General features: G+C 32.6%; 19 protein-coding genes. 5 read left to right on the top strand and 14 right to left on the bottom strand.

The window, feature by feature from the left end:
- Nucleotides 1–37: 37 nt before the first annotated feature.
- On the bottom strand, nt 38–934 hold the full coding sequence (locus AC3VI6_RS03315; protein ID WP_497705159.1) for a leucine-rich repeat domain-containing protein: 897 nt from the start codon (nt 932–934) through the stop codon (nt 38–40).
- Nucleotides 935–1042: 108 nt separating this feature from the next.
- Between AC3VI6_RS03315 and dnaG the strand changes: the two genes are divergently transcribed.
- Nucleotides 1043–3073 carry a DNA primase gene (gene dnaG / locus AC3VI6_RS03310; RefSeq protein WP_497705158.1) on the top strand — a complete coding sequence of 677 codons (2031 nt, stop codon included), beginning with the start codon at nt 1043–1045 and terminating at the stop codon, nt 3071–3073.
- Between the two features lie 241 nt (nt 3074–3314).
- On the opposite strand, the gene nadE is transcribed toward dnaG, so the two are convergent.
- Nucleotides 3315–4103, bottom strand: a complete 789-nt coding sequence (nadE, locus tag AC3VI6_RS03305; RefSeq protein WP_497705157.1) for an NAD(+) synthase — start codon at nt 4101–4103, stop codon at nt 3315–3317.
- Nucleotides 4104–4195: 92 nt separating this feature from the next.
- On the opposite strand from nadE, the gene gldB reads away from it, so the two are divergent.
- Nucleotides 4196–5158, top strand: coding sequence for a gliding motility lipoprotein GldB (gene gldB / locus AC3VI6_RS03300; RefSeq protein ID WP_497705156.1), 963 nt, complete (start codon nt 4196–4198; stop codon nt 5156–5158).
- Nucleotides 5158–5496 (top strand): gliding motility protein GldC, encoded by a 339-nt coding sequence (gene gldC / locus AC3VI6_RS03295; RefSeq protein WP_497705155.1) that lies wholly within the window; start codon nt 5158–5160, stop codon nt 5494–5496. The genes gldB and gldC overlap by 1 nt, the downstream gene beginning before the upstream one ends.
- Before the next feature lie 27 nt (nt 5497–5523).
- Here the strand turns inward: gldC and folK are convergent, their stop codons facing one another.
- From folK to tamL, 6 genes are all read right to left on the bottom strand, one after another.
- Nucleotides 5524–6654, bottom strand: a complete 1131-nt coding sequence (gene folK, locus AC3VI6_RS03290; RefSeq protein ID WP_497705154.1) for a 2-amino-4-hydroxy-6-hydroxymethyldihydropteridine diphosphokinase — start codon at nt 6652–6654, stop codon at nt 5524–5526.
- Between the two features lie 295 nt (nt 6655–6949).
- Nucleotides 6950–9190 carry a polyribonucleotide nucleotidyltransferase gene (locus tag AC3VI6_RS03285; RefSeq protein WP_435255535.1) on the bottom strand — a complete coding sequence of 747 codons (2241 nt, stop codon included), beginning with the start codon at nt 9188–9190 and terminating at the stop codon, nt 6950–6952.
- A gap of 187 nt (nt 9191–9377) precedes the next feature.
- Nucleotides 9378–9647 carry a 30S ribosomal protein S15 gene (gene rpsO, locus AC3VI6_RS03280; protein WP_274635235.1) on the bottom strand — a complete coding sequence of 90 codons (270 nt, stop codon included), beginning with the start codon at nt 9645–9647 and terminating at the stop codon, nt 9378–9380.
- A gap of 142 nt (nt 9648–9789) precedes the next feature.
- A complete protein-coding gene (gene accD, locus AC3VI6_RS03275) occupies nt 9790–10647 on the bottom strand; it encodes an acetyl-CoA carboxylase, carboxyltransferase subunit beta (RefSeq protein WP_435255534.1) in 858 nt (285 codons plus the stop codon).
- A 51-nt stretch (nt 10648–10698) separates the two neighbouring features.
- A complete protein-coding gene (gene fbaA, locus AC3VI6_RS03270; protein WP_299010787.1) occupies nt 10699–11757 on the bottom strand; it encodes a class II fructose-bisphosphate aldolase in 1059 nt (352 codons plus the stop codon).
- A gap of 93 nt (nt 11758–11850) precedes the next feature.
- A complete protein-coding gene (gene tamL / locus AC3VI6_RS03265) occupies nt 11851–14304 on the bottom strand; it encodes a translocation and assembly module lipoprotein TamL (RefSeq protein ID WP_497705153.1) in 2454 nt (817 codons plus the stop codon).
- Between the two features lie 71 nt (nt 14305–14375).
- On the opposite strand from tamL, the gene AC3VI6_RS03260 reads away from it, so the two are divergent.
- The gene (locus tag AC3VI6_RS03260) at nt 14376–15110 is read left to right on the top strand and encodes a TrmH family RNA methyltransferase (protein ID WP_497705152.1); all 735 of its coding nucleotides are present in this window, start codon (nt 14376–14378) and stop codon (nt 15108–15110) included.
- Here the strand turns inward: AC3VI6_RS03260 and AC3VI6_RS03255 are convergent.
- Complete coding sequence (locus tag AC3VI6_RS03255) at nt 15102–15716, bottom strand: deoxynucleoside kinase (RefSeq protein WP_274635240.1); 615 nt, start codon at nt 15714–15716, stop codon at nt 15102–15104. The two genes, AC3VI6_RS03260 and AC3VI6_RS03255, sit on opposite strands and share 9 nt — an antisense overlap.
- A gap of 167 nt (nt 15717–15883) precedes the next feature.
- Nucleotides 15884–18763 carry a reprolysin-like metallopeptidase gene (locus AC3VI6_RS03250; RefSeq protein ID WP_497705151.1) on the bottom strand — a complete coding sequence of 960 codons (2880 nt, stop codon included), beginning with the start codon at nt 18761–18763 and terminating at the stop codon, nt 15884–15886.
- Nucleotides 18764–18918: 155 nt separating this feature from the next.
- Here AC3VI6_RS03250 and lipB point away from each other — a divergent pair, with 155 nt between their 5' ends.
- Nucleotides 18919–19623, top strand: a complete 705-nt coding sequence (gene lipB / locus AC3VI6_RS03245; RefSeq protein ID WP_497705150.1) for a lipoyl(octanoyl) transferase LipB — start codon at nt 18919–18921, stop codon at nt 19621–19623.
- Between the two features lie 51 nt (nt 19624–19674).
- Here lipB and AC3VI6_RS03240 read toward each other — a convergent pair whose 3' ends face one another.
- From AC3VI6_RS03240 to dtd, 4 genes are all read right to left on the bottom strand, one after another.
- Complete coding sequence (locus AC3VI6_RS03240; RefSeq protein ID WP_497705149.1) at nt 19675–20316, bottom strand: YceI family protein; 642 nt, start codon at nt 20314–20316, stop codon at nt 19675–19677.
- A gap of 66 nt (nt 20317–20382) precedes the next feature.
- Nucleotides 20383–21099, bottom strand: coding sequence for a tRNA threonylcarbamoyladenosine dehydratase (locus tag AC3VI6_RS03235; protein WP_497705148.1), 717 nt, complete (start codon nt 21097–21099; stop codon nt 20383–20385).
- Nucleotides 21096–21740: a TatD family hydrolase gene (locus AC3VI6_RS03230; RefSeq protein ID WP_497705147.1), complete on the bottom strand. Its 645-nt coding sequence runs from the start codon at nt 21738–21740 to the stop codon at nt 21096–21098. Before AC3VI6_RS03230 ends, AC3VI6_RS03235 begins: the two co-directional genes overlap by 4 nt.
- Nucleotides 21741–22193 (bottom strand): D-aminoacyl-tRNA deacylase, encoded by a 453-nt coding sequence (gene dtd, locus AC3VI6_RS03225; protein WP_497705146.1) that lies wholly within the window; start codon nt 22191–22193, stop codon nt 21741–21743.
- Nucleotides 22194–22225 lie beyond the last annotated feature (32 nt).

Raw genomic sequence — 22225 nt, 5'->3', positions numbered from 1 at the left:
TGATGGCTTTTTCATTTATATCTTTTTAATAAAGTTATTATTCCGTTTTGTGAAGTTTACTATGTTGTTGTATCCATTCGTTAATTTCTTCACCTTTAATATCGTATTTGTACATCAAATCTTCTTTGACCTTTTTAAGGTGCGCTTTGTCTAACACATTTTTTTCATATTCAGAAACAACCAATTGTATAAAGCTTTCTGCGTATTTTTTTACAGGTTTTTCAATAGTTTTAGGCTTTTTCTCAACTTTTTTAATGTTTTTTTTCTGTTCTATAACCTTAGTATCTGCTACTCCACCACTGCTAGTTGTATAGGTAGTTTTTTCGTCTTTATACCAACCCGCAGGAATATTAGCTAACTGAGCCTCACTAACAACAATGTTTTTAATATTGTTGCCACTAACATCCATGTTTATAAGGTTAGGACAGTTAGATACGTCTAACGTAGTTAATTTGTTATAACTAGCGTATAAGCTTTCAAGATTAGAATTTTCGCCAAGAATTAAAGAGTTCATGTTGTTACTGTCACAACTTATGTAAGTTAAGTTAGGGTTCTTACTAACATCTAAACGCTCAATTTTATTTTGAGTACAGTTTAAAAAACTTATAGAAGAACTTTGAGATAAGTCTATTTTAGTAATCTCGTTATCGTAACAATCCAAACGTTTTAAGTTAGGAAAGCTCTCTAAACCGGTTAAATTTTTAATTTTAGAATATACATTAGGTAAATCCTTATTTGTAACAGGATTGTCAATGTTTAAGTTAGTAACATATTCGGCATCACTAATGGTAATACTTCCGTTTAAACCGTTAGAGTCAATTTTTAAATCAACCAAACATTCTTCTAAACCGATATCTGGAATTCGAATAGTTTCTTGAGAAAATGTATTGTAAGATAAAAGTAATGCTAAACTAAAGGGGATAATTGTTTTCATTAATAAGGGGGAATTTTTTGTCAAAATTATATATTTATATGTTTTTAGCAAATTTAATTTAAGAAGAGTTGTCTTATCTATATATTTGTTTGCTCTATTTTACAGTGTATGATTACCCAACAAACCATTGATAAAGTTTTTGAAACCGCCCGAGTAGAAGAGGTGATAGGAGAGTTTGTGCAGTTAAAAAAGTCAGGAAGTAGCTTTAAAGGCTTAAGTCCGTTTACTGATGAGCGTACCCCATCTTTTATGGTGTCGCCTGTAAAACAAATCTGGAAAGATTTTAGTACAGGTAAAGGAGGAAATGCGATTTCTTTTTTAATGGAGCACGAACATTATACGTATCCTGAAGCTATACGTTGGTTGGCTGAAAAGTACAATATTGAAATAGAAGAAACCGAACAGTCTGACGAACAAAAACAGCAGATGAATGAACGTGAAAGTATGTTTTTGGTATCAAAATTTGCCAAAGATTATTTTCATGATGTGTTAATGAACACACAAAACGGTAGAGCCATCGGTTTGTCATATTTTAAAGAAAGAGGATTTAGAGAAGACACTATTGAAAAGTTTGATTTAGGATATTGTAAAGATGAATGGGATAACTTTACAAAAGCAGCTCTAGATAAAGGCTACGATTTAAAATATTTAAAATCTACAGGATTAACTATTGTTAAAGAAGGTGGAGCAGAGGATAGAAAATTCGACCGTTTTAAAGGACGTGTGATGTTTCCTATTCATAGTATGTCGGGACGAATTTTAGGTTTTGGAGGACGTATTCTAACCAATGATAAAAAAGCGGCAAAATACCTGAATTCGCCTGAGAGTGAAATTTATCATAAGAGTAAAATTTTATACGGATTATATCAGGCTAAAAAAGAAATTGCTAAAGAAGATAATTGTTTTTTAGTAGAAGGATATACTGATGTAATTTCATTTCATCAATCAGGAATAGAAAATGTGGTAGCTTCATCGGGTACAGCATTAACTCCTGATCAAATTCGATTGGTAAACCGATTAACTAAAAATATTACGGTACTTTTTGATGGAGATGCAGCAGGGATTAGAGCATCACTTCGCGGAATTGATTTAATTCTTGAACAAGGAATGAATGTGAAAGTGGTTACTTTTCCGGAAGGCGAAGATCCAGATAGCTTTGCAAAAGCACATTCTAATGCCGATTTAAAACAGTATTTAGCTGAAAAAGCTCAAGACTTTATAGAGTTCAAAGTTTCTTTATTAATGAAAGAAGCAGCGAATGATCCTGTGAAAAAAGCAGGTTTAATTCGCGATATTGTAACAAGCATCTCTAAAATTCCTGATGGAATTCAACGAGAGGTTTATGTACAAGAGTGTGCTCGTATTATGGATATTTCTGAGCAGGTTTTATTTAGTGAATTGGCTCAATTATTAAAAAAAGGAGCTGTAGCCGCCCAAAAAAGTAGTTTAAGGTCAGATTCAAATCAACCGCCTCTAGAGCATATGTATGAACAAGAGCAGCGAGTAATGGGACTTGTTAAAGGAGGAAAAGGTAAGCTACAGCAAAGTATTGATCAGCTAAATATTCTAGAAAAAGAAATCATAAGAATTTTGTTGTTATATGGTAATGAAATCGTTGATTTTGTCAATTGGGTAGATGCAGTAGATGAAAGAGGACGACCATTTTTAGAGAAAGAAGAGTATCAAAACACTGTTTCTAACGAGTTGTATTTGAATTTACAAGAAGACGAAATAGAGTTTACCAATGAAATTTTCAGATTAACTTATTTTGAATTGATTCATCAATTAAATCAAGATGAAAAAATAAGTGTCGATTATTTGATAATGCACGAAAACCCTCAAATATCAAGTTTGGTAACCAATATTTTGATGGATGAAGAAAAGTATAATTTAAGTGATTGGGAGCGTAAAGAGGTTTTTGTGACAAATACTTTAAATACATTACCTAAAGCTGTTTTTGATGTCGTTTTAAGGCTTAGAGATGTTTTGATTAAATCTAAGATTGAAGATATTAAAAAGGAAGCTATTGAAGTAATAAAAGAGGGTAAGGAGTTTGATGGTAACTACCTTGAGTTGGTAAAAGATTATAATGATTTACGAAATAAGTTAGCGTATAAGTTAGGTAAAGTTGTAGGCTGATAAACTTTATTTAACTATACATCTTAATATTAAGAAATAGCTAAATATCTAGAGTTTTAAAGTTTTTAACATTTTTTTTGTAATTTTACCTACGAAAAGAACAAGAAATAGAATAAAAATGAGAAAGTTGCTGCAAATACTAGAGTTATTTAGATTACTTATTATACTACCTTTAAATATATCTAACGGGCAAAAAAAGAGTGCTTATCAAAAGATTAAGCGTCAAATGATGTCTGTTAACTTACTTTAAGTCTTTAGGGATTTCACAAATAGGAATTGGAACCATCTTATGCCGATTAATTCGGTTAAGACGCGTATATATTTTATATACTTCTAATTCTCTATCAGAAAAATCATCAGCGGTTTTTCCTGCATTTTGCATTTGCATAGCCCATTCTAGTTCGTCATATGAAGCTCCAATTTGGTCTTCATCGGTTCTACTGTCACCAAATAAACCATCCGTAGGTTGCGCTTTTTGGATAGAAGTAGGTACTTCTAAGTATTTGGCTAATTCATATACTTCCGACTTTACTAAATCTGCAATCGGACTTAAATCAACACCACCGTCACCATATTTAGTGAAAAATCCTACACCGAAATCTTCTACTTTGTTTCCTGTTCCTGCTACTAACAAACCATGCAATCCAGCAAAATAATATAGCGTAGTCATTCGTAAACGAGCGCGAGTATTCGCTAAAGCTAAATCAACTTTTGGAGAAGCTTCAACTTGAGGAACTACAGTCTTAAAATCTTCAAAAGTAGAGGTTAAGTTCACTTCCACTTCACTCACATTACTGTAACGCTCACGTAATTGTTTAATATGTTCATTTCCTCTGTTTACTTGACTTTCAGCCTGATGAATCGGTAGTTCTACACACAAGGTTGGTAAACCAGTCTTAGCACATAAAGTTGAGGTAACAGCACTGTCAATTCCTCCTGAAATTCCAACAACAAAGCCATTTACTTTGGCATTAGTAGCGTATTCTTTTAACCAATTTACGATATGTTCTGCAACTTTAGGAGTGTTCATTTGTGAGATATTTTAAGACTTAATCACTAAGGGATAAAAACTATTTTAGTAATTTCGACGTTGTAATTTAGAATGTAAATATACTAAAGTTCATGAGAAAAATTTTAGCGCTGCTTACCTTTATTGTGGTTAGCTTTTCGTGTAAAAAGGAAGGAAGTAATAAGTTAAATATAGATATATCAAATATTGAGGCTAATGTAGAAATAGAACGTTTTGATGTTGATTTTTATAAAACAACACCTAATGAGCTTTCTATAACAAAAGAAAAGTATCCGATGTTCTTTCCTCCTCAACCAGATAGTGTTTGGGTGAATAAAATAAATGACAAAGATGAACAAGAGTTATTTGCTGAAACCCAAAAAGTTTTTTCTGAAATCAATAAAGAAAAAGAGGAGTTAACATCGCTATTCAAACATGTAAAATATTACAATCCGAAGTTTGTGAGTCCGAAAGTAATTACCATGTTAACAAATATTGATTACAACAATCGAATTGTTTATACTGATAGTTTACTGTTAATTTCTTTAGATGCTTACTTAGGAGGAAAACATGAGTTTTACAACGATTATCCTGAATATGTAAAACAGAACAATACCAAAGAACATATTGTGGTAGACGTAGCAAAAGCTATTGTTGGTAAGCAAATGTTACCAAGTACAGCGAGAAGTTTTATTGATAAAATGATTTATCGAGGAAAGAAAATGTATTTGTTAGATGCTTATTTACCAACTATTCCAGATGCGATTAAAATAGGGTATTCACAAACTAAATTAGATTGGGCTAAAAGTAATGAAGAGCAAATTTGGATGTATTTTATAGAGAAAGATTTGTTGTATAGTACCAGTAAGGATGTAGATAAACGTTTTTTAGACTTGGCACCTTTTTCTAAGTTTTATATGGAAGAAGACAACCAATCACCAGGAAGAATAGGTGAGTGGATTGGTTGGCAAATAGTACGTTCGTATATGCAAAAGAATGACGTATCTTTGCATCAATTATTACAAACAAGTGAAGAGGAAATCTTCAAAAAATCAGGATACAAACCAAAAAGATAATGGCGGTTAAACATACATCAAAGATTACATTTAAAGTAGGATTAGACGAAAACAGAATTCCAGAAGAAATTACTTGGAATGCACAGGACGGAGGAATAAAAGATGAGGCATCAAAAGCAATTATGCTGTCTGTTTGGGATCATAAACAAAAAGATACATTGCGTATGGATTTATGGACCAAAGACATGCCTGTAGACGAAATGAAGCAGTTTTTTCATCAAACCTTAGTGTCTATGGCAAATTCGTTTGAAAGAGCTACCAATGACGAAAAAATGAGTGCTACCATGCGCGATTTTTGTGATTACTTTGCTGAAAAGCTAGAGTTAATTCAGAAATAAAAAAAGCAGCTTTTAAAGCTGCTTTTTTTATGCGTTGTAATTTTTTATTTTATTAATGATAGTTTCATAATCATCAAGATTGTTTACAAAATCCAACTCAGAAACATCAATAATTAAAATATTTAAATCAGGTTGTGTTTTGATAAAATTACTATAACCATCGTGGATTTTTTGTAGGTAACTTGCTTCTATATTTTGTTCGTAATCACGCCCACGTTTTTTTATGTTTTCTAATAAACGTTCTGTGTTTTGATATAAATAAACGTATAAATCAGGTTTAGTGATTTCCTTGTACATTAAATCAAACATTTTCCTGTACAATTTATACTCATCACTATGTAAAGTAACCTGTGCAAAAATGAGCGATTTAAAAATATAATAATCAGAAACAATAAAGTTTTTAAACAAATCAAATTGCGCTAAATCATCTGATAATTGTTGATAACGATCCGCTAAAAAACTCATTTCTAAAGGAAAAGCAAAACGTTCATTGTCGCTATAAAACTTTGGTAAAAATGGATTGTCAGCAAAACGTTCTAACACGATTTTAGCGTTAAATTCGTCAGACATCATATTTGCTAAAGATGTTTTTCCTGCACCAATATTTCCCTCAATAGCAATGTAATTATACTTTTCAGTAATAGGAATTGGTCGTTCGAGTTTCACATCTAACTTTGTAATTTCCGAAGTGTCAGAACAATTTTCTAAACAGATATATAAATGTTTTTTTTCTATTGGATGAATAACATTACGAGCAATTTCAACCAAAGGAACTAAGGCAAATTTGCGCTCTAACATTCTAGGGTGTGGAACAATTAAAGTTTTTGAAAAGATGATTTCATCATCAAATAATAAAATATCTAAATCGATTAATCTATCTGAATATTCGTTAGTATCTTTTCGAGTTCTTCCTAATTCTTTTTCAATAGAAAGAAGTCTTAAAATTAATTGCTCAGGCGGTAAATACGTTGAAACTTTTATACAAGTATTGTAAAAATTATTACTGTTAAAACCCCAAGAAGCTGTTTCGTATACTGAAGCTACTTTTAAAACTGCACCCACTTTATCAGCAATTAAATTAATTGCTTGTTGAATGTTTGCAAGCTTGTCTCCTTGATTGGTTCCTATAGAAATATATGTGATTCGTTGTATTTTCATGAGTAGAATGCAAAGAAAAATAAAACTTAAATAAGAAGTGCTAAAAAATTGGCTTTTTATTTAAATATTTTTTTTAAAAAAAAGGTAGGGTGTTTTCGTGTTGAACTGTTTTAATAGTGGATTTCTTTATAGAGTAAGATTTTTATATGATTATTGGGGAATGATCTAGAACAACTCTTAGTTAAAAGGCTGCTGTTATGGTAGCCTTTATTTTTTGTACGAAAATTTAAAAGTGTAATAAAACAAAAAGGTAACCAACTCGGTTACCTTTTTTGTTTTTATATAGAAAAGAATATTATGATTCTTTTTTCTCTTCTCTTGGTTTTCTGTCATCACGACGATTATCGCGGTTGCGATTGTCGCGACCTCCTCTGTTATCTTTGTTGTTGTCTCTAGGTGGTCTAGCTACATAACCTTCAGGTTTTGGTAATATCGCTTTACGAGATACTTTTTCCTTACGAGTTTTAGGATCAATTCCAAAGTATTTTACATCAATAATATCGCCAATGTTTACTACATCAGTTACATTATTAGTACGTTCCCAAGCTAACTCGCTAACGTGTAATAATACTTCGTTTCCTGGAGCCTCTGTATATTCAACAACAGCACCGAAATCTAATATTTTAATCACTTTTACTTCGTAAATAGAACCTTTTTCAGGTTTAAACATCATAGAATCGATACGAGCAAGTACTTTATCAATTCCTTCTTGGTTAGTACCTAAAATTTCAACGATTCCTTCTTCAGTAACAGGATCTTCATTAATTACAATAGTAGTTTCTGTTTCTTTTTGTAACTCTTGAATGTGTTTTCCTTGTGGTCCGATAAACGCACCGATTAAGTCGTTAGGAATAACTCTGTTTACCATCTTAGGAGCATGAGGCTTCACATCTGCATTTGGAGTAGCAATTGTGTCAGTTAATTTCTCTAAAATATGTAAACGACCATCACGAGCTTGTTTTAAGGCTTTAACTAAGATTTCGTAAGATAATCCTTTAATCTTAATATCCATTTGACAAGCAGTAATACCATCAGCAGTACCAGTTACTTTAAAGTCCATATCTCCTAAGTGATCTTCATCACCTAAAATATCAGATAAAACAGCATAACGATCACCGTCAGAAATTAATCCCATTGCGATACCAGAAACTGGTTTTTTCATTTGAACCCCAGCATCCATTAATGCCATAGTACCTGAACAAACAGTTGCCATAGAAGAAGAACCGTTAGATTCTAATACTTCAGAAACTACACGTACTGTGTAAGGACAATCTGCAGGAATCATTCCTTTTAATGCTCTTTGAGCTAAGTTTCCGTGTCCTATTTCACGACGAGAAGTTCCTCTTAAAGGACGTGCTTCTCCTGTTGAAAATGGAGGGAAGTTATAGTGTAAATAGAATTTTTCTTCACCTTGTAATGTAGGAGAATCTACCATGTTAGCATCTCTGGAAGTACCTAAAGTAACAGTAGCTAACGCTTGAGTTTCACCACGCGTAAAGATTGATGAACCGTGAGTTCTTGGTAAATAATCAACCTCACACCAAATTGGTCTAATATCAGTAGTTGTACGCCCGTCTAAACGTAAACCTTCGTTTAAAGTTAAATCTCTAACCGCAGCTTTGTGTGCTTTACTGAAATATTTTCCTACTAAATCTCCATACTCTTCTAATTCTTCTTCGGTAAACATTGCGATAACTTCATCTTTTACTTCAGAAAAAGCTAAGCCTCTTTCTTGTTTAGAAGTTCCTTTTTTAGCAATGTCGTAACATTTTTGGTAAGTTGCTTCGTGAATTTTAGCTGCTAACTCTTCATTTTCAGCCTCTCCTTCATACTCACGAGTTTCTTTTTTACCAAAAGCTTCTGCTAATGCTACTTGAGCATCACACTGTACTTTAATAGCTTCGTGTGCTATGCGGATTGCTTCTGCCATTTCTTCTTCAGAAACTTCGTCCATTTCACCTTCAACCATGGCAACGAAATCTTTAGAAGCTCCAACCATTAAGTCGATATCAGCTTCTGCTAATTGAGTAGCGCTTGGGTTAATGATAAACTCACCGTTAATACGTGCAACACGTACTTCAGAAATTGGTGCTTCGAAAGGAATGTCTGATAACTGAATAGCTGCAGATGCTGCTAAACCAGCTAAAGCATCAGGCATTACATTTTCGTCATGAGACATTAATTGAATCATTACCTGAGTTTCTGCGTGATAATCTTTTGGGAATAATGGACGTAATACACGGTCAACCAAACGCATGGTTAAAATTTCTTCGTTTGAAGGACGCGCTTCACGCTTCATAAATCCACCAGGGTAACGACCTGCGGCAGCAAATTTTTCACGGTAATCTACCGTTAATGGTAAAAAGTCAATACCTGGATTTGCAGTTCTTGCTGATACAACTGTTGCTAATAACATTGTATCTCCCATTCTTACAACAACAGAACCATCTGCTTGTTTTGCTAATTTTCCTGTTTCTAATGTGATGGTTCTTCCATCTCCAAGTTCTATAACTTGGTTAAATACTTTTGGAATCATAAATTAATTCGTCTAAATTTTTAATTCGTTTTTGTTTGTTGTTGTGTTGTTGTTGTTCCAATGGAAAATCAAAATTGTTGTTAATAATTTTGAACTTTTTATATATAAATTTCTGGTTGTTAGTCAGAAATACTTTTTATTGTAAAATAAAAAAGAGGCACGTTTATAGAGCCTCTTTTTTGTAGAATTATTTTCTAATTCCTAATTCTTTAATAATCGCACGGTATCTGTTGATATCTTTTTTCTTTAGATAATCTAACAAGCTTCTACGCTTACCTACCATTTTAACTAATGAACGCTCAGTGTTAAAATCTTTACGATTTCTTTTTAAGTGCTCAGTTAAGTGATTAATTCTGTGCGTAAATAACGCGATTTGTCCTTCAGCAGTACCAGTATCATTTGCTCCTTTACCGTGTTTTGCGAAGATTTGTTCTTTAACTTCTTTTGTTAAATACATGCCAATATTGTTTAAATGATTATTATGTACTCAATGCTATTACATTGAAGTTGCAAATGTACGATTATTTTTTAAATGAAAACTATTCATATATGTTGAAAATGATAGAAAGCAAAAAAGCTAGCAATCACTAGCTTTTTTGTTATGCTCTTACAGGTTTGTTTTGTATTAAATCTAAATATAAATTCACCTGTTTTTTTAAGTCTTTTCTTTCGTAGATAGCGTCTAAGAAACCGTGTTCTAATAAAAATTCTGAACGTTGGAAGCCTTCTGGTAAATCTTTACCCGTAGTATCTTTTACTACACGAGGTCCTGCAAATCCAATTAAAGCATTTGGTTCAGCAATATTAATGTCTCCTAACATTGCAAAAGAAGCTGTTGTTCCTCCTGTGGTAGGATCGGTACATAATGAAATGTATGGGATTTTAGCTTCTGCTAACTGAGCTAGCTTTACTGAAGTTTTTGCTAATTGCATTAAAGAAATTAATGCTTCTTGCATACGCGCTCCTCCTGATTTAGAAATCATTAAGAAAGGAATTTTATGTTCAAGTGAATGATCAATAGCACGAGCTATTTTTTCACCAACAACACTACCCATTGAACCACCGATAAAAGAGAAGTCCATAGCAGCAATTACTAAATCTTTTCCATTTGATTTACCAACGGCAGCACGTGCAGCATCTTTTAAACCTGTTTTCTTCTGAGCCGCTTTTAATTTTTCAGGATACTTTTTAGTGTCCTCGAATTTTAAAGGATCTTTAGCTGATAATTTTGGTGCTATTTCTGTGAACTTATTGTCATCAAAAAATATTTCAAAATATTCTTTACTTCCTACACGTACATGGTATCCGTCTTCTGGACTTACATATAGGTTCTTTTTAAGTTCATCGGTGTCAATTATCTTTCCGCTTGGGGTTTTATACCACAAGCCTTTAGGTGTGTCTTTCTTTTCTTCTGTTGGGGTTTGAATCCCTTTGTCTGTACGTTTAAACCAAGCCATAATTTAGTCTTTTAATCTTTAGTTGTTTGGTTTTTCTTTTTTCAAAGAATTTTATAATGTGTTTACATTATTTAAATCTTCAAAAGCTTGCTTTAATCTAGCTTTAAAAGTTTGTTCTCCTTCACGTAACCATTTACGAGGATCGTAATGTTTTTTGTTAGGAACATCATCTCCTTCAGGGTTACCGATTTGAGACTGCAAATATGCAGATTTTTCTTTCATATAATCACGAACACCTTCGGTGAACGCATATTGTAAATCAGTATCGATATTCATTTTAATAACTCCATAGCCAATAGCTTCACGAATTTCTTCTAAAGTAGAACCTGACCCTCCGTGGAATACAAAGTCGATTGTATTGTGAGGTACATTATACTTTTGTGAAATATACTCTTGAGAGTTCTTTAAAATTTTCGGAGTTAATTTTACATTTCCTGGTTTGTAAACTCCGTGTACGTTACCAAAAGCAGCAGCGATAGTAAACTGAGGGCTTACTTTCATTAATTCTTCATAAGCGTAAGCTACTTCTTCAGGCTGCGTGTATAATTTAGATACATCTACATCAGAATTATCAACACCGTCTTCTTCACCACCAGTAATTCCTAATTCAATTTCTAAAGTCATTCCCATTTTACTCATACGAGCAAGGTATTCTTTACAAATTTCAATGTTTTCTTCTAGAGGTTCTTCACTTAAATCAATCATGTGAGAACTGTATAAAGGTTTTCCTGTTTCTTTATAAAATTGCTCACTAGCATCTAATAAACCATCAATCCAAGGTAATAATTTTTTAGCAGCATGATCGGTATGTAAAATTACAGGAATTCCGTAAGCTTCTGCTAATAAATGTATGTGTTTTGCACCTGCTACAGCACCTGCAATAGCAGCTTTTTCATTTTCGTTTGATAAGCCTTTACCTGCGTTGAATTGAGCACCTCCGTTAGAGAACTGGATAATTACAGGTGAGTTAAGTTCTTTAGCTGTTTCTAAAACAGTATTAATAGTATTAGATCCTACAACATTAACAGCTGGTAAAGCAAAGTTTTTTTGCTTAGCTAATTCAAAAATTGCTTGAACTTCTTTTCCGGTGGCAACTCCAGGTTTAATCATCTTTGTTTTTTATTAGTTGTGTGTTACAAAATTAGGGAACAAATCTACACTTTTTTTATAAGTTGCGATAAATTTTTGATAGAAAGTAGTTTATTAAAAAGGGTAATTGATACCAATATTTAACACTGAGTTACTGAAATTAAAGTTTCTAAACCATCTATTACCAGTAAGGTAAGGTTCGTGTGCTTTGAAGCCTAAATCTAAGCGGGCAATTAAAAATTTAAAATCATATCGAAGTCCGAAACCAGCACCTACAGCCATGTCTTTTATAGAGCTAAAACCGTTAAATTTAGCAGCGGGGTCGGCAAGTTCTGAATTGGTAATGTCCCAAATATTTCCAGCATCAACAAATAAAGCTGATTTAAGAGAACCAAAAACATTAAAGCGGTACTCGAAACTAGTTAAAAACTTTAAACTACCAATATTGTACTCTAATATTGGGCTTCTTGTACCAGGACCTAAATCGTAAGTTCTCCAAGCACGAATATCATTAGAACCTCCTGCAAAATAACTACGAGAAAAAGGGACGTCAGAATTATTGTACGTAAAAATTGCTCCTAGAAAAGTTCTGTGAGCTAATACATTGTTATCGCCTAAATCCCAATATTTTTTGTATTCGATGTCAGTTTTAAAATATTGAGCAATAGGAATTTGAAAAACAGTTTTTTGTCCTAAACCATTAGTTTTGTTAGATAAAAGCCCCATGAAGTTTCCTGAGTTAGCGACTCTAAATCTAAAAAAAGAAAAACTTTGATCTTTAATGCTTTGTTGATTATTGTAAATATATCCGTAAGCAATTTCAGGAATTAAAAAGTCGGATGTAATAATGTTAAATCTATTTGCAATATTAAGCACACTTTTATATTCATCTGGATTAGAACTTGCAAAAGAAGTATCTAAAAGTACGTCTCTCATAAAAGCTACAATGCCATTAAAATTACTTGCATTATTATCTGGTAAGGTATAAGAAGGATCGTAAATCTCTGCAACCTGATCTAATCTTCGATATTGTGAATTGTAGATAGAAAAATAATTGTTAACGTTTAGGTTTCTGATGTATTGTGTGTTCAGTAATTCTAGTTGGATTGATTTTTTCTCGTTAAAATCCCATTTATAATCAATTCCAACAGAAATATTTTGTTTGTCTAAACCAATATTTTTTTGAAATCCGATACCTGAATAGAATTTAGTTCTCGGAAACATTCTTTTAGGAACTAGTTTGTGTAAACCAAAAGGAGCCATAAAACGAGGGACTTCTAATGAAATGTCAGAACCTATTTCCCAACCAGGACCATTGTTTGAATTAAAATAGGAACCAAAGGTTGAAAATTTAAAGATTTCAGCACCTTTAAAAGTGTTCCTGTTAGTTAAAGAGAATTTTAAAGAAACATCAAAGTTACGAATATTAGAACGTGAAAGCTCTGATTCAAAACCTAAGGTGTATTTTTCAATTGGAGTTAAAAAAATATTAGCTTCTAGCTCGTTTTCACTCAACTCATCATATCTAATAGAGGTAGCTTTGAAGTTTTTAAGACCTCTTAAATGCAATCGGGTTAAGTTTCTAAGAGAGTCGCTATAAACTGTGTTTGGTTTTATAAAGATAGATTGCGATAAATACTTAGGATTGTACTTTAATTTGCGGAGCGCATAAAAATCAATCCCTTCATAGTTTGCAGTGTCTCTATGTTTAGAATTTCGTCTGTTATAAGTAAAATCGGTATAAACATTAACTTTTTTAATTTTTTGTATTTGAAAAGGAATTGATCTTTCTGAAATTTCTACATCTACATTTGACTTTTCATAGTTTTTTAACGTGTCAATTTCAAAGGAAATATAATTTTCATTAAAATGATAAACACCTTTGTTCCTAAAAAGTTTTACCAATCGATTCGCTTCTTTTATAAAGTTGTTGTCTTTATATTGATCTCCAGATTTTAAGTGGCTTTTATTTTTAGTCGATTGATATAGAGAATCTAAAACAGGAGAAGTGATGATAGTTTTAATAGTATCTATAAGCGAGGGGTTTCCTTTCGTTATGTGGTAACTGATTTCTCCTTTCTTCTTATCAATGCTGTCTTTTTTAGAGGTAACTTTTGCTCTAAAATATCCTTCAGTTTGATAGTAGGTTTTTAAGTTGTCTACTGTTCTCGCAGTTTTTTTATCGTCTATAATAACAGGAGCTTGTCCACTAGTTAAAAACCAATTATTGAATCCTATAAAAGTTTTGGCAACCGAAATACTTTGCTTTTCAGAAAAAACATCACTAATAAAATTATAAGTTTTTTGATGTTTTCTACCCCATTCACTAGGTGTTTTTGGAGCTTCAGGATTTCCAAGGTTGTAAAAATGTAACGATAAAGGCATTCCTAAAGCCTTAGCATTAGGACGTTGCATTAGTAATTCAGAAATGTTTTCGCTTGAACTTTTTACACTGTCAATATACACGGTGTTTTTTGCCAGTAATAATTCATTTTCTTTAACATATTTAATCGTGCTACACGAACTGAATAAGACTACTAATAAAAAGAAGAAAGAAAGTTTTTTCATTAACTTTACGCCTCGTATTAAGAATCAAAAATACTATTTTTTAGTGGTTTTAGAGTGTTAAAAATAATTTAATGAGCTTATCTAAAAACAACATAAAGTTAATAACTAGTTTACAGCAAAAAAAGTATAGACAGAAGCACCAATTATTTGTCGCAGAAGGAGTGAAAGTGGTAAATGAGTTGTTAGCATCTTCATTAGAAGTTGAACACATATTTTCTGTAGATGCGTCTTTTGAAGCTTCAAAAAATTGTGAGATAACCATAATTTCTGAAAGCGAATTAAAAAAGGTAAGCACGTTAAAAAGTCCGAATAAAGTTTTGGGGCTTTTTAAAATTCCGAAGGAAAAAGAAATCAATCAAGATAAATTTATGGTTGCTCTTGATGGAGTTAACGATCCTGGGAATTTAGGAACTATTATTCGTTTATGTGATTGGTTTGGAGTTACTGAATTAGTTTGTTCAAAAAACACAGTTGACTGTTATAATCAAAAAGTAGTACAATCTACCATGGGGTCTTTAAGGAGAGTGAATATTTCGTATGTAGATTTACAAGATTTTTTATCAAATAGCAAACTTCCAGTTTTTGCCGCAGATATGGATGGCGAGAATGTATACACATCGTCATTACCAGAAAAAGCAGTATTAGTTATGGGGAACGAAGCTAACGGAATTTCACCTGAAATTGCTCAAACAGTAAAGCACGCGTTAACCATTCCAAGATTTGGTGATTTGCAACAAACCGAAAGTTTAAATGTAGCTACTGCTACAGCAATTTTACTAAGTGAATTTAAAAGAGGATTAAAATAATCCGTTTATTTGCGCATCAATTCTGTCGATAACATATCCTAAATCTTCAGGGTTGTCAACAAAATCTAAATTATCAACATCAATAATTAATAGCTTTCCTTTGTTGTATTGGCTAATCCAAGCTTCGTAGCGTTCGTTTAATCGACTTAAATAATCGATACTGATAGAATTCTCATATTCTCTACCTCGTTTGTGTATTTGACCTACTAAAGTAGAAATATCTGCACGTAAATAAATTAATAAATCAGGAGGTGTTACCAAGTTTTCCATCAATTCAAATAAGGAAGAATAGTTGCTGAAATCTCTATTGGTCATAAGCCCCATTGCATGTAGGTTTGGAGCAAAAATATGAGCATCTTCGTAAATAGTTCTATCTTGAATTATTTTCTTCCCTGACTTACGTAGCTCTAAGACTTGACGAAAACGGCTATTTAAAAAATATACTTGCAAGTTAAAAGACCAACGCTCCATTTCACCATAGAAATCATCTAAGTAAGGATTTTCATCAACTGATTCGAAATGAGGTTCCCAATTGTAGTGTTTTGCTAATAATTTGGTTAATGTGGTTTTTCCTGCGCCTATGTTTCCGGCAATTGCTACGTGCATAACTATTTGTGTAATAATGATTTTAATATTGCTGGCAATGCCAGTTCAGGGGAGGTAAAAGTACATAAAAAAAGGAATTAAGAAAGAAGATTAACAAATCAATATAGTAGAAAAACAAAAAAAGCGAGCTAATTAGCTCGCTTTTTTTGTTTTGTATGGAAAAGAGATTACCTAATGGCAATCTTTTTTGTTATTTGTTTTCCTGCATTTTCGATTTGCATTAAGTAGAATCCGCTAGTAGTTTTGTTAAATTCAATTACTTTGTTGAACTCACTTGAAATAGTCGAAAATTCTTGAGTTTCAAGCAATCTTCCTCTAAAATCGAATAAACGGATAATGGTTGAATTTTTGTCTTTAACCTTAAAGTTTACAGTAAGTGCTCCGTCAGAAGGAACTGGGAATGTACGAAGGTCTTTAAACAGAGTGTTGTCAGTTGCAAATCGTTCTTCAACAGTAATAGTATAATCTTCTACTTCGCCATTAAAATTTAATCCACAAGAATTCGGATCTGAATCAGGTTTTACCGAAACTCTCATAATTACTGAACCTAACGGAGCATCTTCAGGAACTGCAATACTCACAGTGTTTGATGTTATTTCGTAGGTTTCATTAGTATCGAATGTACAGTTTTGATTCCAATCTATCCAAGCAAAAGTATTTACATCGCTATTGCCTGCAGCGTTAACGGTTGCTGTTAATTCGTAAGTTTCACCTCGTACTACTTGAGTATCTATAGCTGTAAAATCAGAATAGCCATTGGTTTTGTTAGAATCATTGTTAATACCGTTAAATGTAACATTTGTAATACTTATTTGTGACTCTGTGTTTCCAGAAGAATTACATAAACTGTCATTCACATTTAATAGAATATTTACTGATTTTGTAGTTGTTGGTGAGGTTGCTGTAACTGTAATTGTATGGTCTCCATTGGTAACTTCACCGAGGTTATTTAAGGTTAGTGTAAAATTACCACTTGTACTTAAAGTTGTTGTGCTTAATGTAGCTGAAGCGTTTGTTGGTGTTCCAGTGGTTGAAAGGGTAACTGTTTCAGTAAAACCATATAAAGCCACGTAATCAAAATTAAAAACAAGCTCATTTGTTGCTACTTTACATACAGATAAATCACCAGTGGTGTTAGAAATTGAAAACGTAGGGTCGGCTTGAAAAATGGTGAAGTTGGTATTGTTTACATTGTAAAAAACGTTGTCAGCTGCTTCTACTAAGATTCTGGCAGATGTAGTAGGGGTATCAGGAATAACAATGTTTTCTGACCCGTCATTTGGAGTGTTACTTTTTAAAACGATTGGAAAAGTTTGACCACCATCTGTTGAAAGCCTAATATTTACACTAGCACAATTGATTGGAGCTTGGTCAGAAGTTCCTTTGTTCCAAGTAATCGTATGTGTAGCTCCTGTTCCCCAAGAAACTACTGAACTAGGACTTGTTACGGTAAAAGGTTCAGTATTTACAACGGTAATTTTTATATCATCTCTTGCAGTACTACCTCCTCCTGCATGGTTATCTCTAACTGTAAAAGCGAAATCTAATTCTCTTGCTACTGATGGAAGAACTTCCCATATAGTAGAAGTGCTTCGGTTTATCACAGTTGAAAGAGCAGGAAAATACCTATCAGGAGAGTTTGACGGCGATAAAGATCTAAACATTGGTTCACCAGTATTGGTAGCTAATGGAGACATGGTTGCTATTTCGTTGTCAATTTGTTCCCAAGTATAGGTTAAAGAAGCTGTTCCGTCAACATCGGTAGCTTGTCCTTTTAAAACAAAAGGTGTAGATCTAGGAATGCTTACACTGTTTCCTGCGGTAGCTGTAGGAGCAGTATTTCCTGTGTTAGAAGTACTAGCACAACTTCCAGCTCCTTGTATGTGTTCCCACATTTGAGCGATACTAACAGCGTGAAAATAATCATCACTAGCTCCTTGTATGTTTGGTGAGCAAATACCCGCATAAGCCATAATGGTTGATCCACTTCCTGGTTCAACAGCAGTTATAGGACTTCTGTTACCGCTACAAGAATTGTTGAATGTATGCGTAGCACCAAATTGATGCCCTATTTCATGAGCTACATAATCAATAGCATATCCGTCACCTATTGGTTGACTTCTACCTGTTATTCCTTGAGCTTTATATCCAGTTTCACACACAGAGTTTAATTGGGCTAACCCTCCACCTCCTGTGCTAAAGGTATGTCCGATATCATAATTTGCATCTCCAATAACAGCATCACATTTCACTTGGCTTTCATCTATTAAGAAGTTTGCATCATCGTTTGATAATCCATCAGTTTCAGCATCTAAGAAAATTAACTCATCATTGTTAGCAACTAGCACCATTCTTGTGGCTAAATCTCTTTCAAAAATACCATTAACACGAGTCATTGTGGTATTTATAGCAGATAGCACAGCTGCTTTTTTTTCATTATCTGAAGCAGATTCTAAATTATTTCTTTCAATATGATATTGTGCATATTCCCCAGTACAAGCAATAGCAGTTCTAAAAGTTCTCAATGTTCCATCATTAGCATTTCTGCTTTGTAATGAAGAAGAACTATTTTTTTGAAAAGTATTTTCAAGTTTACACGAGAAATCATCTTCTAAAGAAGCAAGTTCTCCTTTTTTATAAACGACATACTCTTTATGATCTTTTGTGTAAGGGTCAATATAAACAGTACTTTCATTTGAGGTGAATAACATAACATGCACACCATCTTTTCCAATACTTATTTTAGCTGTAGATGAAGTATCGTCAATCCCTTGCGCAGAGAAAGATGTTACTTGTGGGAATTTTGCTGCTAACTCAGGAGCTAAATATGAGGTTTCTTTTACTAAAAAGCGTTGAATATCTCCATTCGCATTAGGAAGCATTATTACTTTTTCATTAGAAGTGTTCTTAGTTTTTGAGTTTAATAAAACACTTGTAAACTTCTCTAAATCTAACCTCATTAATAGGTGTTGATTCGGAGAAACTTTAGTAGCTAGTACTTCTTTTTTTTGAAGCCTAATTGTTTCGTTAGATGTTTTCGTCCACATCTGTTGAGAGAACAAACCAGAAGTTGAAAAAAGTAAAATGCAAAATATGAGAAGGGAGTTTCTTTTCGACATGATTTAGTTATTGATAAGTCTTACTTATAACAGTAAAAGTTTAATTTTCCCTACCTTTGTAGGGCTATTTAGACGCCTAATTTATGAATAAAAAAGTAAGAGTTAGTGATCTAGGAAAAAAAGATTACAAAGAAACATGGGATTATCAAACGAGTTTGTTAGATGAGATAGTTTCATTAAAGAGAGAAAAGAGAAATGGAGAAGAAGGGATTGAAACTCCAAATCACTTTTTATTTGTCGAGCACCCACATGTGTATACGCTAGGAAAATCTGGAGATATCAGTAATTTATTATTGAATGAAGAGAAGCTAAAAGAAAAAGAAGCTACTTTTTATAAAATTAATAGAGGAGGAGATATTACCTATCATGGCCCTGGTCAAATAGTTGGATATCCAATTTTAGACTTAGAAAATTTCTTTACCGATATTCATAAGTATTTACGTTTGTTAGAAGAATCTATCATTTTAACAATTGCTGAATATGGCATTAAAGCTGAAAGAAGTGAAGGAGAAACAGGGGTTTGGTTAGATGTTGGAACACCGTTTGCAAGAAAAATTTGTGCAATGGGAATTCGCGCGAGTAGATGGGTAACTATGCATGGGTTTGCATTAAATGTGAACGCTAATTTAGGTTACTTTGACAATATAATTCCTTGTGGAATTCGTGGTAAGGCAGTAACTTCTATGGAAGCCGAATTAGGAAAGAAAATACCTGAGGAAGAAGTGAAAGAAAAAATTCTGAAACATTTCAAAGCGTTGTTTGAAGTAGAAGAATTTATTAAAGCATAAAAAAAGGGTTGACAATTGTCAACCCTTTTTAGTTTCTATAGAAAACTAAAATTATTTTTTAGCCTTAACTTCGAAAGAAATTTCCATTAAATCATGGATAAACTTGTCTTTTAAAGCAGCGTCAATTTTCTGAGATTTGTAAGTTACACCAAAGTCAGTTCTGTCAATACTAAAAACATCACTTTTAAAAGTAACAGCATCTTCAGTTTCAGTAATAGTAGCAGGAATAGTAATACTCTTAGTAACATCTCTTAAAGTTAAGTTACCAGTTACGTGAACTTTTCCGTCTTTTACTTCAGAACTAGATACTTCAAACTTTGCAGTTGGGAATTTTTCAACATCAAAGAAATCAGCAGATTTTAAGTGTCCTTCTAATTTTTCTTTACCGTTACCAGCTTCTAAATCTTCACAAACAATAGTGTTCATGTCAATTACAAACTCACCAGACTTAACAGCTCCATTTTCAATTTCTAAAGTTCCTTTTTCTAAACTTACCACACCGTTGTGAGATCCCGTTGGCTTACTTCCTTTCCAAGTAACTGCAGATTCTGCAACGTTAGCTTTATACGTATTAATAATGTTTTCTGTTTTTGCTACTTCTTTTTCTTCACTTACAGCAGCTTTGTTTTTTTCTGTCTTACAAGCGACAGCTCCCATTGCCATAAAAGCAATTGCTAAAATTGTTTTTTTCATTTTTGAGTTTTTTATAGTGATTATTAATTGAGGGCAAAGATAATAAAAAAATAGTTTCCATGGAGATTATTTTTTTGTTAAAATATGATTAATCACATAAGAGGCAGCTTCTAAGCCAAAGGCAGCAGGCATATAGCTGATGGTTCCGTAATACGATTTTTTATAGTTGGTTCCGTCGGTGAGTTTTAAACTTTCAGAAATTTGAATTTCTTCTGAATATACGGCTCTAACCCCTTTGTCAACTTTTAGTTCTTTTAAGCGTTTACGTATGGCTCTTGCCATTTTACAGTGCTTGGTTTTACTAATGTCTTTTACTTTTACTTTAGAAGCATCCAATTTACCACCTGCTCCCATTGAGCTGATAATTTTCACTTTTTTTCTGCGTGCTGCAACAATCAGATTAACTTTAGGAGTAATACTGTCAATACAATCTAACACATAATCAAAATCTGGAGTTACTATTTCAAAGGCTCTTTCTGGCGATAAAAATTCTTCTAAAACAGTCAATTCAATATCTGGATTGATGTCTTTTAATCTATCAGCTAAAATATGTGCTTTTGATTTTCCTATGGTGCTATGTAATGCCGGTAATTGACGATTTATGTTTGTTTTGTCAAAAACATCACCATCTACAATGGTCATTTTGTTTACACCAGCACGCGCAATAAATTCTGCTGCAAACGATCCAACTCCTCCTAATCCAACTACTAAAACATTGGCATTTTTAATCTTCTCTAACCCTTCTTTTTGAACCAATAATTCGGTACGTTCTAACCAACTCATCTTTTAAAAATTCTACTAAAATTTTGTTTTACAGTATTTATAATTTCTTGTTTTTCGGTTTTTCTTAGTTCACTAGCAATGTTGTATATGCTTTCAATAGGTGCTTCGGAAGTATCAGTTTCAAAAAAAAGAAAGTTTAATGGAAGTTTTGAAAAAGTTTCTTGTAGTCTCTCATTTTTTAATAAGCTCTCTCCGAAGGATATACATATTTTATGTTGTATTAAATCGAGCGCAATTTGGTGATTTTTATTGAATCCGTGAACAATCCAAGGTTGTTTTGGTTTGATTTCTTTTTTCAATTGAATAATTTCCTGGAAAGCCTTTACACAATGAATAATTATAGGTTTGTTATATTTTTCTGAAAGTTGAATTTGTTGCTTAAAAACTTCAAGTTGAAGAGAGAAGTCAATTTCGGCTATTCTATCCAAACCACATTCTCCTAACGCATAACAATTTTCTGAGCTTAGTTGCTCTTCAACAATTTTTAAATCGTTTTGTAAAGTGTCTTTTGAAATATACCACGGGTGAATCCCAATAGAAAAAGGTTTGCTAAAATCGGTCGAATTAGGATATTTATTTTCTATTAAAAAAACATCTTTTTTAGTAGATGAAGTGTGAGTATGAATATCAATAAATTGCAATTACACTTTGTCTTTGGTATCAATAATAATAGTTACAGGTCCATCATTTAACAGTTTTACTTTCATATCTGCTCCAAATTCGCCTGTTTGGACTTTTTTTCCCAAATTAACTTCAAGCTGTTGAACAAATTTTTCATATAAAGGGATAGCAATATCAGGTTTTGCTGCTTTAATATAGCTAGGTCGATTTCCTTTTTTTGTTGAAGCATGCAAAGTGAATTGACTTACAACGATTGCTTCTCCATTAATATCAAGTAAAGACTTGTTCATAATGCCATCTTCATCATTAAAAATACGAAGATTGGCAATTTTCTTAGTCAACCAAGTAATATCTTCTTGTGTATCGTCATCAATAATACCCAATAAGACTAATAATCCGTTTTGGATATTCGCAACTTTTTCTCCTTCAATAGTAACACTAGCTTTTGAAACACGTTGAATTACTGCTTTCATTTTTTTTAGATTATTGGATTTTTAGATTGTCA

It is taken from the genome of Tenacibaculum sp. TB-56 (genome assembly GCF_059716275.2).
Note: the sequence above shows the minus strand (reverse complement) of the source record. Positions and strands in the feature narration are given on the sequence as shown.